This is a genomic window from Paraburkholderia sp. Tr-20389 (assembly GCF_017104565.1).
Classification (GTDB): domain Bacteria; phylum Pseudomonadota; class Gammaproteobacteria; order Burkholderiales; family Burkholderiaceae; genus Paraburkholderia.
Window position 1 is genome coordinate 67,498 of record NZ_JAAGPD010000050.1, and the last position, 14,494, is coordinate 81,991.

Annotated in this window: 14 protein-coding genes; 6 read left to right on the forward strand and 8 right to left on the reverse strand. The window is 61.9% G+C overall.

All coding sequences use genetic code 11. The features are described from left to right. Positions 1–526: 526 nt before the first annotated feature. The 8 genes from G3N95_RS34110 to G3N95_RS34145 all read right to left on the reverse strand — a co-directional run bounded on the left by G3N95_RS34110 (position 527) and on the right by G3N95_RS34145 (position 6,187). Positions 527–1,243 (reverse strand): diacylglycerol kinase, encoded by a 717-nt coding sequence (locus G3N95_RS34110; RefSeq protein ID WP_205974507.1) that lies wholly within the window; start codon positions 1,241–1,243, stop codon positions 527–529. A 40-nt stretch (positions 1,244–1,283) separates the two neighbouring features. Then, positions 1,284–2,315, reverse strand: coding sequence for a glycosyltransferase family 1 protein (locus G3N95_RS34115; RefSeq protein WP_205974491.1), 1,032 nt, complete (start codon positions 2,313–2,315; stop codon positions 1,284–1,286). 34 nt (positions 2,316–2,349) lie between these two features. Next, positions 2,350–3,297 (reverse strand): UDP-2,3-diacylglucosamine diphosphatase, encoded by a 948-nt coding sequence (locus G3N95_RS34120; protein WP_205974492.1) that lies wholly within the window; start codon positions 3,295–3,297, stop codon positions 2,350–2,352. 356 nt (positions 3,298–3,653) lie between these two features. After that, complete coding sequence (locus G3N95_RS34125) at positions 3,654–3,839, reverse strand: hypothetical protein (protein WP_205974493.1); 186 nt, start codon at positions 3,837–3,839, stop codon at positions 3,654–3,656. Then, positions 3,829–4,335: an RDD family protein gene (locus G3N95_RS34130; protein WP_346778434.1), complete on the reverse strand. Its 507-nt coding sequence runs from the start codon at positions 4,333–4,335 to the stop codon at positions 3,829–3,831. The genes G3N95_RS34125 and G3N95_RS34130 overlap by 11 nt, the downstream gene beginning before the upstream one ends. An 84-nt stretch (positions 4,336–4,419) precedes the next feature. Beyond that, positions 4,420–5,178: a DUF3106 domain-containing protein gene (locus G3N95_RS34135; protein ID WP_205974495.1), complete on the reverse strand. Its 759-nt coding sequence runs from the start codon at positions 5,176–5,178 to the stop codon at positions 4,420–4,422. A gap of 17 nt (positions 5,179–5,195) precedes the next feature. After that, a complete protein-coding gene (locus G3N95_RS34140; RefSeq protein ID WP_205974496.1) occupies positions 5,196–5,627 on the reverse strand; it encodes a DUF3619 family protein in 432 nt (143 codons plus the stop codon). After that, positions 5,624–6,187 (reverse strand): RNA polymerase sigma factor, encoded by a 564-nt coding sequence (locus G3N95_RS34145; RefSeq protein ID WP_205974497.1) that lies wholly within the window; start codon positions 6,185–6,187, stop codon positions 5,624–5,626. The genes G3N95_RS34140 and G3N95_RS34145 overlap by 4 nt, the downstream gene beginning before the upstream one ends. Before the next feature lie 407 nt (positions 6,188–6,594). Here G3N95_RS34145 and G3N95_RS34150 point away from each other — a divergent pair, with 407 nt between their 5' ends. From G3N95_RS34150 to G3N95_RS34175, 6 genes are all read left to right on the forward strand, one after another. Continuing rightward, positions 6,595–8,358: an acetolactate synthase 3 catalytic subunit gene (locus G3N95_RS34150; protein WP_205974498.1), complete on the forward strand. Its 1,764-nt coding sequence runs from the start codon at positions 6,595–6,597 to the stop codon at positions 8,356–8,358. A gap of 111 nt (positions 8,359–8,469) precedes the next feature. Continuing rightward, entirely contained in the window at positions 8,470–8,961 is a 492-nt protein-coding gene (gene ilvN, locus G3N95_RS34155; RefSeq protein ID WP_007588180.1) for an acetolactate synthase small subunit, read from the forward strand. Positions 8,962–9,027: 66 nt separating this feature from the next. Then, positions 9,028–10,077 carry a ketol-acid reductoisomerase gene (gene ilvC / locus G3N95_RS34160; protein WP_277398055.1) on the forward strand — a complete coding sequence of 350 codons (1,050 nt, stop codon included), beginning with the start codon at positions 9,028–9,030 and terminating at the stop codon, positions 10,075–10,077. A gap of 124 nt (positions 10,078–10,201) precedes the next feature. Beyond that, complete coding sequence (locus G3N95_RS34165; RefSeq protein ID WP_205974500.1) at positions 10,202–10,840, forward strand: phosphatidylserine decarboxylase; 639 nt, start codon at positions 10,202–10,204, stop codon at positions 10,838–10,840. Positions 10,841–10,860: 20 nt separating this feature from the next. Continuing rightward, a complete protein-coding gene (gene pssA / locus G3N95_RS34170; protein WP_205974501.1) occupies positions 10,861–11,733 on the forward strand; it encodes a CDP-diacylglycerol--serine O-phosphatidyltransferase in 873 nt (290 codons plus the stop codon). Between the two features lie 1,000 nt (positions 11,734–12,733). Then, positions 12,734–14,284: a 2-isopropylmalate synthase gene (locus G3N95_RS34175; RefSeq protein ID WP_205974502.1), complete on the forward strand. Its 1,551-nt coding sequence runs from the start codon at positions 12,734–12,736 to the stop codon at positions 14,282–14,284. The last annotated feature ends 210 nt before the right edge of the window (positions 14,285–14,494 follow it).

The following is a 14,494-nucleotide window of genomic DNA, read 5'->3' on the forward strand; positions in this document are numbered from 1 at the left end:
CCGTTCGCGCCCGTTGCCAGCGTGCTAGCTGCACGCATCACCCGCTTCACACTCCCGCGTCACGGCCTGCGTTACCAGAATTCGACTGCCGCCCAGGTGGCAAACGATGTGTAGGCCGTCGCGACGGAAGTGCACCACTCCGGACTGAAAAGCGGGATCGGTGTCGTAGGATCGCCAACGCATCTGGTGCGACAAGCTACACACAGTTTGCCACCTGGGCGGCGCTGACGAGTCGCTGCCGCAGGCTGCGCTACGGGTGAATGGAGTGGGTGATGCGCCTGTTCAGGGCGCTGGCAACGGGCGTTGAAACGGGCGTTGCCGTGTGGAGTGCGGGACCCGTTGGGGGCCCGCAGGCAGGGACAAGGATTGGCGGTTTGAGCCCGCTTTCTTTGCTTACTTTCTTTGCGGCGGCAAAGAAAGTAAGTGCCGCCCCGCACAGGGGCAACGCATGAACAACGACAACATCACGCGGATGCCAGCCAAAACACAAACCCGCACCAAGGCCTCGCAGACAGAACCAAAACCGCTAATGCAAAGCAGCAGCAATCCAGTGGGCCACTAAAGGCCCGACAAGCAAACCCCAAGTCATCACACAGATAAAAAGCGCGACCATCACGGCCGCACTGCCGAGATCCTTGGCGCGCCGGGAAAGCTCATGGCGTTCGAGAGAAATCCGATCGATGGCGGCCTCGACGCTGGAATTCAACAACTCGACGATCAACACGAGAAACACCGACCCGAGTAACAAAACACGCGACACCGCGTCGACGGGCACAAAAATCCCACACGGCACGAGAATCGCTGCCAACGTCAGCTCTTGCCGAAACGCGCTTTCCTCGCGAATCGCGACCCGAAACCCGGCAAACGAATTCTTCATCGCATGCCATGCGCGCGTGATGCCGCGATTGCCCTTATAAGGATTGAAGGGCAGCGGCGCAAGCGGATCATCCGGCCCGAGCGGCTCATGCGGCTCCTGCACCTCGGCCTGCGACGGCACACCTTCGCCGTCAGGCGCGGATTCATGCGATGTACGCGCACGCGTCGTGGATGACATGGCGGATGGGCTCGCTGGGACAGATCTGGACTGTCCAGCATAACGCGAGCGCGGCGCGCCGTCTTCGTGCATCTCGTGCACGTCGTCGAACGGCTCGCCGTAATGCTCGGTCTGCGATGCTGCTGTCTTGGCGTCGCGCAGCGATTCCTGCGGCGAGGCGCGCAATGCGTTCGATTGTCTCGTTTGCATGGGCGTGGCGAGAAGGGAGGGCGCTTGCGCGTCGGGCGGATCAGGCGGCGGCGCTTTCCTCGCTATACGTGGAGCGCGACAGCGGCTTGAGATGCGCGGCGAACTGTTCGGAGGCCGCCGTCCACGAGAAACGCTCGGCCCATGCGCGCGCATGGTTGCGATCGATCTTCAGCGCCTGCAGGCAGGCTTCGTGCAAGTCTTCATGCATCGCACCCGCGCCGCCGTCGCCGAGCACGTCGATCGGACCCGTCACGGGATACGCGGCGACAGGCGTGCCGCACGCCAGCGCTTCGAGCAGCACGAGGCCGAACGTATCGGTCTTGCTCGGAAACACGAACACGTCGGCGGCCGCGTAGACCTTTGCGAGTTCTGCCTGCGTCAGCACGCCGAGATAATTGACCGTCGGATAGCGCGACTTCAGTTCGGCCAGAGCGGGGCCTTCGCCGCACACCCACTTCGAGCCGGGCAGATCGAGCTTCAGGAAGGCTTCGACATTCTTCTCGACGGCCACGCGCCCGACATACAGGAAGATCGGCCGCACGGTGTTCAACACCTTCGACTCCATCTGCCGGAAGATCTCGAGATCGACGCCGCGCGTCCACAGCACGACGTTCGTGAAGCCGAATTTCTCGAGGTCGGTCTTGACGACGGGCGTCGGCGCCATCACAGCAAGCGACGCCTTGTGGAACCAGTGCAGGAAGCGATATGTCCACGCGACGGGAAGGCCGAACCGAGCCTGCACGTATTCCGGAAAGCGCGTGTGATACGCGGTCGTGAACGGCAGCTTGTGCTCGATTGCATACGCGCGCGCGGCAAGTCCGAGCGGACCTTCCGTCGCGATATGCAACGCGTCCGGCCGGAACTCGTCGATACGCTTTCGCAGATGGCGCTTCGGCAACAGCGACAGACGAATCTCCGGATACGTCGGGCACGGAATCGTCTTGAACTCGAGCGGCGTCAGCAGATCGACGTTGTGGCCGATTTCAGTCAGCTCGCGCGTGGTGTTCTTCAGCGTGCGCACGACGCCATTGACCTGCGGTTCCCACGCATCGGTGACGATCATGATCTTCATGCGAATGGCCCTCTCGTAGTAGTGATGGTGCGTGTCATGCCGTCGCCGCGCGGGCCTTCGCCGCATTCGCGTCCTCGGGCGAGCGCATCACGGTCCAGTAGACCACCTTCAGCTCGCCTTCGTACGTCTCGACGAGTGCCGACAGGCTCTCGACCCAATCGCCGTCGTTGCAATAGAGCACACCGTCGATCTCGCGGATCTCGGCCTTGTGAATGTGCCCGCACACGACGCCGTCGCAGCCGCGGCGGCGCGCTTCGTCCGTCATCACGCTCTCGAATGCGGAGATGAAGTTGACGGCATTCTTCACCTGATGTTTCAGGTACTGCGACAGCGACCAGTACTGGAAGCCGAGCTTGATGCGGATGCGGTTGAACCAGCGGTTCAGCACGAGAATCATCGTGTACAGCGTGTCGCCGAGATACGCGAGCCACTTCGCGTGCTGGATCACGCCGTCGAACAGATCGCCGTGCACGATCCACAGACGCTTGCCCTGCAGCGTCGTGTGAAACGCTTCGCCGCGTACGTGGATGTCGCCGAATGCGAGGTCGCAGAACTGGCGCGCGCCTTCGTCGTGATTGCCGGGGATGTACACGACCTGCGTCCCCTTGCGCGCCTTGCGCAGGATCTTCTGCACGACGTCGTTGTGACCCTGCGGCCAGTACCAGCCTTTCTTCAACTGCCACCCGTCGATGATGTCGCCGACGAGATACAGGTACTCCGATTCGTTATGCCGAAGAAAGTCGAGCAGATACTTCGCCTGGCAGCCGCTGGAGCCGAGGTGAATATCGGAGAGCCAGATCGTGCGATAACGGTGCGAGTTTTCGTGATCGTCGTCGTGATGGCTTTCGGATGGCGTCGGTGTCGTCGGCAGAATCGGAATCGGCGGCAGGCCGGTTGAGGAGGAGCGGGGGCCGAAAGCGACGGGGTCGACGCTCGGGCCAGTCTGGCGGAAGAGGGAAGTCGCGGACGTGTTGTTGTCCATGGCTCACGCGTCGAGTTGCAGTACCCGCATTGCGCCATTGCTGCATGACGGAGCCGTGACATTCACGAGAAGTTCTTATTACGCATCGCGAACTGTCGGTTCGGTGCAACGCGAAATGTCATGCGAATGGCCACCCCAAAGCAATGGCGCATCGGGAAAGCGGACGCGCGTTGCTGCCGCAAACGGGCGGAAGCAATGCGCTGACGCGGGCCGCTGAAGAAGTGATTGAAGTGGGTGAGGCGATCGCGAGAGCGCGGGTAACGAGCATGGACCAGTTCGTTACCGCGCGGAGGATGGGGACGTTGAGCCCCGTGGCTAAAGGTCAAGGATTGGCGGTGTGAGCGGCTTTCTTTTGCCTACTTTTCTTTGCCGCTGCAAAGAAAAGTAGGTGCCGCCCCGCACAGGGGCAACGCATGAGCGACCAACACCAAAACGCGGATGCCAGCGAAAGCGAAAGCAAAAACAAAAACCAAAACCGGCAAAGCCGCGCCGCAGGCAAAAATCGCGACTACGTCGCAGACAAAAAACAGATCACCGTTCAACGGCTACGACCTTGGTCCCCGCAAGCCGATCATGAAGAAACTGCCGCCCACCCCCAACCCTTGCGCCCGCGGCATAAAGAACAAACCACCCACCGGCGAGCAAGAGTGTCTGCGGCACGGTCAGGCCGAGCAAAGGATGCAACGCCAGCGGCGGCAAGAACCACAACCATGCGAGCACATACCGCGAAACAGCCCGCCCGACGGAAAGTTTCGCGCCATCCCTGGCGCGCACCACCCGTAAGCGCCAGGTCTTCATCGGCAGCGTCTGGCCGCCGTGCGTCCAGAACCACACGAAATACCCGCCGACCACCAGTCCCACCCAAGCCGCGAGCCAGTTGTGATGCACGAGCCCGTTGCGCTGCTGCGTGAGCGTGCTGAACAGATAGCCCGCGAAGAACACGACGCCGAACAGCAGCACGCTTTCGTACATCAACGTGGCGAGACGCCGGCGCACGGTCGGCGCAGCAGGTTCGACGGATTCGGGTTGGGGCGGCACGGCTGCGGAGTCGACGGATGTGGACACGGGCGGGCCCTCGGTTGCCGTTGATGAGCCCGCACGGCGCGGACTCGCTGGAAGTGATTATGAGCCGTTGAAGATGGACGGGGCTTCGGAAGGCGAGACGGGCGTCGGCGTCGCCGGTACGAAACTGCCGGCAGCGGGAATCGCGGGCGCGCCCTGCGCGGGCGCCGCGACGCCGGTGGAAGCGCCTGCCGTCGCGGGCGGCATCGGTACGCTCGCGAGCTTGTCTTTGCCGTTCACCAGCCGGTTGATGTCCTTGATTTCGGATTTGCCCGAGGGCGGCGCACTGACGACGGTCGGCCGCCGCTTGTGCTCGCTGGCGGCGAGCTTCTGCTTCTGCTCCTCAGGCAACTGCTGATACGCCTTCCAGGCGTTCTGGCGCGCCTCGCGCGGCAGTTCCTTCGACACCTGATAGTTCTCGCGCGCCACACGCCGCTGCTCCGGCGTCATGCGAACCCACTCGGCCATGCGCTCATGCAGCCGCTTTTGCGCCTCCGGCGTCATCTTCGGATAGCGCGACGCGATCTTCAGCCACTTGCGTTTGCGCTCTTCGCTGAAGCCGTCCCATTGCGCCTCGAACGGCGCCAGCGCGACATGGTCGGCACTGGTCAGCTTCGACCATGCGAGCGGGCTGGTGGAGATCGGAAGGCCCGGCAGTTCGACCGTCAGCGCCGGGGCTGACGCTTTCGCGGGCGTACCGCCCACGGGCGCCGCGACGGGCGTGGGCGCCGGGTAGAAGCGCGGATAGGTGGCGGCGAATGACACCAGGGCTGCAATCACGCATCCGGAAACAACGGCCAGGCCGCGCTTGTAACTCACCCGTCAACTCTCCCCGGTCAGTGGTTGTTGCGCGTCAGATACGCGTTGAACCCGTGATCGAGATAGGCATTGAGCGGCAAGTCGTCGCTCAGCATGGCGGCGTCGATATCGGCGAGTTCGGCCGTGCGTTGATGGTCTTCCCACCACGCAATGCCCGCGAGGCCAATGACGAGCGCGAGCACAGGCCACGCGAGCGCGAGCTTGCGCAGGCGCGGCAGACGGCGCGAGCTTTCCGGCTGCGGCAGATGGGCGAGCGTGCCGGCGCCGACGAACACCGGCGCGAAGACGGGCGCCTGCACGGCTTCGGGCTTCTTGCGAGCGAGAGCGGCACGGCGCGCGGCGGCGAGCCGGTCGGTCGTAGCGGGAGAAATGCGGGCAGCGTTTTCGTCGAGTGCACGGCGCAGCTGCCGCGCAAACTCGAGTTCTTTTGTTTCGAGAGCGGAGCTCATAGCGTGATTCCTTTGGCCTTGAGCGCTTGCGCCAGCGTGTGCGTGGCTCGCGAGCAGTGCGTTTTCACACTGCCTTCCGAGCAGCCCATCGCGGCAGCAGTCTCAGCGACATCCATATCTTCCCAGTAACGCATCAGAAACGCCTCCCGTTGACGTGCCGGCAACTTTTGGATTTCGTCGTCGATCATCTGCAGGACCTGTTCGCGCTCGAGCTGCTGCTCGCTGCTCTCTACGCCCGTCGAGCCGTCCTGACTTTCGAACGTCTCCAGCGGGTCGAAGTCTTCGTCGTCGGCATTGCCCAGCGAAGAAAACAGGCTCACCCAGGTATTGCGAACCTTCTGCCGACGGAAATAGTCGTGCATCGCATTCTGGAGAATACGCTGAAACAAAAGCGGCAGCTCAGCAGCCGGACGGTCGCCGTATTTTTCGGCGAGCTTGATCATCGCGTCCTGCACGATATCGAGAGACGCGTCGTCGTCCCGCACGGCGTAGACCGTCTGCTTGAACGCGCGCCTTTCGACGCCCGCCAGAAAATCGGCGAGTTCCTTGTCTGATGCCATCCGTTGGGGGTCGGCGCAGCGAATGTGCGCGGAATCGGTCGAAAAATGTCGTAAAACTCGCGGATGCTAACAAACTTTCACCCGACCCAGGGAAAAACGCGGCACGCGTACCTTGCATCCAGCCTTCAGTCGCACTTCGTGCTGTCCGTTCGACGCCCGCGTAAGCCGCCCGTAAAACGGTCAGAAGTGGACGACGAAAGGGCAGGTGCCGTCAATCATGGAAATATTTGCTTGACCATTGGACGTATCGTCGATATCGTCTACGGTTCGCAACATAAGTGACTTGTCTCATTTGAGGTTGGCCCAAGAAGCCTTCCTGTCAAACTGGACGCGCCGCTTGAACCCGAGCCACAAGCCCGGCAGAGAGCACCCGATCAATTTTTTGCCGAAAATTCGAAAGGTGAACGATGAATATGCCCAGCGCGGAATTCTCCACGTCGGATACCACACCACATCACGAAGCTGACTCTATCGGCGCCACCGTGCTCATGAAGGCACTGGCCGACGAAGAAGTCGAATTCGTCTGGGGCTATCCCGGCGGCTCGGTACTCTACATCTACGACGAGCTTTACAAGCAGGATAAATTCCAGCACGTCCTCGTGCGCCACGAGCAGGCCGCGGTTCACGCCGCTGACGCCTATGCTCGCTCGACCGGCAAGGTCGGCGTCTGCCTCGTGACCTCCGGTCCCGGCGTCACCAATGCAGTGACGGGCATCGCGACCGCCTATATGGATTCGATCCCGATGGTCGTCATCAGCGGCCAGGTGCCGACTGCCGCGATCGGCCAGGATGCGTTCCAGGAGTGCGATACGGTCGGCATCACGCGCCCCTGCGTGAAGCACAACTTCCTCGTGAAGGACGTGCGCGATCTCGCCGCCACCGTCAAGAAAGCTTTCTACATCGCCCGTACGGGCCGGCCCGGTCCGGTGCTGATCGACATTCCGAAGGACGTGTCGAAGGCCCCGTGCCAATACGAGCCGATCAAAAACGTGACGCTGCGCTCGTATAACCCGGTCACCAAGGGTCATTCGGGCCAGATCCGCAAGGCGGTTGCGCTTCTGCTGTCGGCCAAGCGTCCGTATATCTACACGGGCGGCGGCATCATCCTCGCGGATGCGTCGCGCGAACTGAACCAGTTCGCCGATCTGCTCGGCTATCCCGTCACGAACACGCTGATGGGTCTGGGCGGCTATCGCGCAGCGGACAAGAAGTTCCTCGGCATGCTCGGCATGCACGGCACGTACGAAGCCAACATGGCGATGCAGCACTGCGACGTGCTGATCGCGATCGGTGCGCGTTTCGACGACCGTGTGATCGGCGATCCGGGTCACTTCGCATCGCGCCCGCGCAAGATCATTCACATCGACATCGACCCGTCGTCGATTTCGAAGCGCGTGAAGGTCGATATCCCGATCGTCGGCGACGTGAAGGAAGTGCTGAAGGAACTGATCGAGCAGTTGCAAACGGCGGAGCATGGCCCCGACACCGCGGCGCTCGCCGACTGGTGGAAGGACATCGAAGCCTGGCGCTCGAAAGACTGCCTGAAGTTCGACCGCGAGAGCGACATCATCAAGCCGCAATACGTGGTGGAAAAGGCGTGGGAACTGACGGACGGCAATGCCTTCGTGTGTTCCGATGTCGGCCAGCACCAGATGTGGGCGGCGCAGTTTTATCGCTTCAACAAGCCGCGCCGCTGGATCAATTCCGGTGGTCTCGGCACGATGGGCTTCGGCCTGCCGGCGGCGATGGGCGTCAAGATGGCACACCCGGACGACGACGTGCTCTGTATCACGGGCGAAGGCTCGATCCAGATGTGCATCCAGGAGCTGTCCACCTGCAAGCAGTACGAGACGCCCGTTAAGATCATCTCGCTCAACAACCGCTATCTGGGCATGGTGCGCCAGTGGCAGCAGATCGAATACAGCAAGCGCTATTCGCATTCGTACATGGATGCGCTGCCCGATTTCGTGAAGCTCGCCGAAGCGTACGGCCACGTCGGCATGCGGATCGAAAGGACCGCTGACGTGGAACCGGCGCTGAAGGAAGCATTGCGCCTGAAAGATCGCACGGTGTTTCTCGACTTCCAGACCGATCCGACCGAAAACGTCTGGCCGATGGTCCAGGCCGGCAAGGGCATCACGGAGATGCTCCTCGGGTCGGAAGATCTATAACGAGCGCTTTCCGGCGCCGGCTACGTCATGCGCGTCTCCACAAAAGACGGGAGCGGACGTAGCGGCGCGGACAGCACGCATCGCATACATCGACATCTGGAAGAAGCGAACATGAGACACATCATTTCCGTTTTGCTGGAAAACGAACCGGGCGCGCTGTCGCGCGTGGTCGGCCTGTTCTCCGCACGCGGCTACAACATCGAAACCTTGACGGTGGCGCCGACCGAAGACCGTTCGCTGTCGCGCATGACCATCGTTTCCATTGGCTCGGACGACGTGATCGAACAGATCACGAAGCATCTGAACCGCCTGATCGAGGTGGTGAAAGTGGTCGACCTGACCGAGGGCGCCCACATCGAGCGCGAGCTGATGCTGATCAAGGTAAGGGCGGTCGGCAAGGAACGTGAGGAGATGAAGCGGATGTCGGATATTTTCCGCGGCCGCATCATCGACGTCACCGAAAAGACCTACACGATCGAACTGACGGGCGCGAGCGAGAAGCTCGACGCGTTCATCGAAGGGCTCGACGCCACCGCGATTCTCGAAACGGTCCGCACGGGCGGTTCGGGTATCGGGCGCGGCGAGCGTATCCTGAAGGTTTGACAGCAGTTCGATCGGAGCCGGGCGTTGCGTCAGGCATCCGGCTCCACGCAACATACACAAGCAGCTTTGAATTTTTCTGAATTTCGCCAAGGAACAGACATGAAAGTTTTCTACGACAAGGACGCCGACCTCTCCCTCATCAAAGGCAAGCAGGTCACCATCATCGGCTATGGCTCGCAAGGCCATGCGCACGCGCTGAACCTGAAGGAAAGCGGTGTGAACGTCACGGTCGGTCTGCGCAAGGGCGGCGCATCGTGGAGCAAGGCTGAGAACGCAGGTCTGACGGTGAAGGAAGTGGCGGAAGCCGTGAAGGGCGCCGACGTCGTCATGATGCTGCTGCCCGACGAGCAGATCGCCGAGGTCTACGCGAAGGAAGTGCACGCCAACGCCAAGCAGGGCGCAGCGCTCGCATTCGCGCACGGCTTCAACGTGCACTACGGCCAGGTGATCCCGCGCGCGGATCTGGACGTCATCATGATCGCGCCGAAGGCGCCGGGCCACACGGTGCGCGGCACGTACTCGCAAGGCGGCGGCGTGCCCCACCTGATCGCGGTCGCACAGGACAAATCCGGCGCAGCGCGCGACATCGCGCTGTCGTACGCAGCGGCCAACGGCGGCGGCCGTGCCGGCATCATCGAAACGAACTTCCGCGAAGAAACGGAAACCGACCTGTTCGGCGAGCAGGCCGTGCTGTGCGGCGGTACGGTCGACCTGATCAAGGCGGGCTTCGAAACGCTGGTCGAAGCGGGCTACGCGCCGGAAATGGCGTACTTCGAGTGCCTGCACGAACTGAAGCTGATCGTCGACCTGATCTATGAAGGCGGCATCGCGAACATGAACTACTCGATCTCGAACAACGCCGAGTACGGCGAGTACGTGACGGGTCCGCGCATCATCACCGAAGACACGAAGAAGGTGATGAAGGAAGTCCTGAAGGACATCCAGACGGGCGAGTACGCGAAGAGCTTCATCATCGAAAACCGCGCTGGCGCGCCGACGCTGCAATCGCGTCGCCGCATCACGGCCGAGCACCAGATCGAGCAGGTCGGTTCGAAGCTGCGCGCGATGATGCCGTGGATCGCGAAGAACAAGCTGGTCGATCAGTCGAAGAACTAATCTGCCCGTTTTTTGCACTCCGGCGCACGAAATGCGCCGGAAGCCTCAAAAAGCCGCCCAGGTGTGCTGAACCCTGGGCGGCTTTTGCTATCCTACGGTTTTTAAAAAGACTGAACCCAACCTTATGAATTACCCCCATCCGATCATCGCGCGCGAAGGCTGGCCGTTTATCGCCATCGCGGCCGTCGTTGCGTTGTTGATCCACTTCGTCGCAGGGTTCGGCATTGCCTGGATTTTCTGGCTGTTGCTCGTCTTCGTGGTGCAGTTCTTCCGCGACCCGGCGCGTCCGATTCCGACCCAGGCCAACGCGGTGCTGTGCCCGGCCGACGGCCGCATCGTCGCCGTCGAAACGGCGCACGATCCCTACGCGAACCGCGAAGCGCTGAAAATCAGCGTGTTCATGAACGTGTTCAACGTGCACTCGCAGCGCTCGCCCGTGGATGGCGCAATCTCGAAGGTCGAATATTTCCCGGGCGCGTATCTGAACGCCGCAGTGGACAAGGCGTCGACGGAAAACGAACGTAACGCAATCGTCATCGAAACGGCGAGTGGCGCGACGGTGACGTCGGTACAGATTGCCGGCCTGATCGCGCGACGCATCCTCTGCTACGTGCGCGCCGGCGAGCCGCTGACGCGCGGCCAGCGTTATGGCTTCATCCGTTTCGGATCGCGGGTCGACGTGTACCTGCCTGTGGGCAGCCGTCCGCGTGTGTCGATCGGCGAGAAGGTGTCGGCGTCGTCCACGATTCTGGCTGAGCTGTAAAGCGGCACAGGGAGGGTTCGATGGCCGCATTCAAACCGCGTCGTCCTCGTAGCAGCGGTGCGCCGCAGCCGCGTCCGTTCCGGCGCAACAAGCCGTCCGTGGTCACGGAATCCGTGATCGACAGCCGCCGCGCCGCGCGCCAGCAGTTTTTGCGCAAGCGCGGCATCTATCTGTTGCCCAATGCATTCACGACGGCCGCGCTGTTCTGCGGATTCTTCGCCGTCGTGCAGGCGATGAACGTGCGTTTCGAAGTCGCCGCGATCGCGATTTTTGTCGCGATGGTGCTCGACGGCATGGATGGGCGCGTCGCGCGCATGACGCACACCCAAAGCGCATTCGGCGAGCAGTTCGACAGCCTGTCGGACATGGTGTCGTTCGGCGTCGCGCCGGCGCTCGTGATGTACGAGTGGATTCTGAAGGACCTGGGGCGCTGGGGCTGGCTCGCGGCGTTCGTCTATTGCTCGGGCGCGGCGTTGCGTCTGGCTCGGTTCAACACGAATATCGGTGTTGTCGACAAGCGCTTCTTTCAGGGAATGCCGAGTCCTGCAGCCGCCGCGTTGATTGCTGGGTTCGTGTGGCTCGCCACGGATAACCGTGTGCCTTTGAAGCTCGTGTGGCTGCCTTGGGTCGCGTTTGCTTTGACCATTTATGCGGGCGTGACGATGGTGTCGAACGCGCCGTTCTACAGCGGTAAGGCGCTGGATGTGCGGCATCGCGTGCCGTTTGCCGCGATTCTGCTGGTGGTGGTCGCGTTTGTACTCGTGTCGTCGGACCCGCCGTTGATGTTGTTCGGTCTCTTCGTGCTGTACGGTTTTTCCGGGTATGTGTTCTGGGGGTATCGGGTGATGCGCGGGATGGGGAATCCCGCCAGGTCGTCGCAGCGGCCGGGTTAAGGTTTGGTTTCGTTTTTCGCCTGCGGCGGGCGTTTTTTCTCGCTGGCATCCGCGTGATGTCTTTGGTTCGCTCGCGTTGCCCCTGTGCGGGGCGGCACTTACTTTCTTTGCCGCCGCAAAGAAAGTAAGCAAAGAAAGCGGGCTCACACCGCCAGCCCGTGTCCCTGCCTGCGGGCCCCCAACGGGTCCCGCACTCCACACGGCAACACATCGTTTTGCGCCCGTTGCCAGCGCCTTGAACAGGCGCATCACCCACTTCAATCACTCGCAGGCAGCCAGCGGCAGCGACTCGACTGTGCTGCCCAGGTGGCAAACTGTGTGTAGGTTGTCGCACCGGATGCGTTGGCGATCCTACGACACCGATCCCGCTTTTCAGTCCGAAGTGGTGCACTTTCGTCGCGATGGCCTACACACAGTTTGCCACCTGGGCGGCCGTGGACGTCTGGTAATGCGGGCCGTGACGCGGGAGTGTGAAGCGGGTGATGCGTGAGTGAGCACGCTGGCAACGGGCGCGAACAAACACGTTGCCGCGTGGAGCGTAAGAACTGGTGGGGGCCCGCAGGCAACAACACAGGCTGGCGGTGTTAGCCCGCTTTCTTTGCTTACTTTCTTTGCGGCGGCAAAGAAAGTAAGTGCCGCCCCGCACAGGGGCAACGCCAGCAAACCAGAAGCAAAACGCGGATGCCAGAGAAAGCCGAAAACGAAAACCCAAAACGAAAACCCAAAACGAAAACCCGCCCGAAGGGCAAAAACAAACCTCAATTGCACGATTCCAGGATTGCCGCTATAGTCGCTGGCATGGCACTTCCCCAGTTCCCCTTCCTGTCTCTTCAAGCCGGCGCACCGCTACTAGGTGAGCTAGCTCTAGCGCGCCTGCCGCGCTGATCGTTTTCGCCCTCCGTCTGCCTCGTTCGTCGTTTAGCGTCGCCAGCGGTGGTGGCGCAAACACTCGAATTCCGTTTTCCAAATCAAATTGACCGAATCCCCCTGGAGACCCGAGATGGCAGACAAGCTCATCATTTTCGACACGACCTTGCGCGACGGCGAACAATCGCCCGGTGCGTCGATGACGAAGGAAGAAAAGATCCGTATCGCGAAGCAGCTCGAGCGGATGAAAGTCGACGTGATCGAGGCCGGCTTCGCCGCCAGCTCGAACGGCGACTTCGACGCGATCCAAACGATCGCCGGCATGATCAAGGACAGCACGATCTGCTCGCTCGCACGCGCGAACGACAAGGACATCCAGCGCGCCGCCGACGCCCTGAAACCCGCCGACCACTTCCGCATCCACACGTTCATCGCGACGTCGCCGCTGCACATGGAGAAGAAGCTGCGCATGTCGCCGGAACAGGTGTTCGAGCAGGCGAAGCTCGCCGTGCGCTTCGCGCGCAAGTTCACGAACGATGTCGAGTTCTCGCCGGAAGACGGCAGCCGCTCGGACATGGACTTCCTGTGCCGCGTGCTCGAAGCCGTGATCGCGGAAGGCGCGACGACGATCAACATCGCCGATACCGTCGGCTACGGCGTGCCGGAGTTGTACGGCAATCTCGTGAAGACGCTGCGCGAACGTATTCCGAACTCGGACAAGGCCGTGTTCTCCGTGCATTGCCATAACGACCTCGGCATGGCCGTCGCGAATTCGCTCGCGGGCGTGCAGATCGGCGGCGCGCGTCAGGTGGAGTGCACGATCAACGGCCTCGGCGAGCGCGCGGGCAATACGTCGCTCGAAGAAATCGTGATGGCCGTGCGGACCCGCAAGGACTACTTCGGCCTCGATCTCGGCATCGACACGACGCAGATCGTGCCGGCATCGAAGCTCGTGTCGCAGATCACGGGCTTCGTCGTGCAGCCGAACAAGGCGGTGGTAGGCGCGAACGCGTTCGCGCACGCGTCGGGCATCCACCAGGACGGCGTGCTCAAGGCGCGCGACACCTACGAAATCATGCGTGCGGAAGACGTGGGCTGGACCGCGAACAAGATCGTGCTCGGCAAGCTGTCGGGCCGCAATGCGTTCAAGCAGCGCCTGCAGGAACTCGGCATCTCGCTCGACAGCGAAGGCGAACTGAACCTCGCGTTCCAGCGCTTCAAGGAGCTCGCGGACCGCAAGGCCGAAATCTTCGACGAAGACATCATCGCCATCGTCACAGAAGAGTCTGCCGAAGCGCAGGAGAAGGAGCACTACAAGTTCGTGTCGCTGTCGCAGCACTCGGAAACGGGCGAGCGTCCGCACGCGCGCATCGTGTTCTCGGTCTCGGGCAAGGAAGTGGTCGGCGAAGCGAATGGCAACGGGCCTGTCGACGCGACGCTGAACGCGATCGAAACGGAAGTCGGCAGCGGCTCGGAACTGCTGCTGTACTCGGTCAACGCGATCACGACGGGTACGCAGGCGCAAGGCGAAGTGACCGTGCGTCTGTCGAAGGCGGGCCGCATCGTGAACGGTGTGGGCACGGACCCGGATATCGTCGCTGCTTCCGCGAAGGCTTATATCTCGGCGCTGAACCGTTTGTATGCCGGCGCCGACAAGCTCAATCCGCAACGCGCGGACATCTGACTGCCGCCTGCTGCGCTCAGCTGAAACGAAAAACCCCGCCGCGGCGGTAATGCCGTTCAGTTAAGCGACTGAACGGCATTTTGTTTTGTGCGCCCAGCATGGGCGCACTCCTGCGGGTGCAAGTCCCGCCATAAGCTGGTCACAGCGAATGAAGTGAAGCGCAACTGCATGAGGGCGACCGAGTGTGGGGAGGAAGCGTGGAGCGTAAAT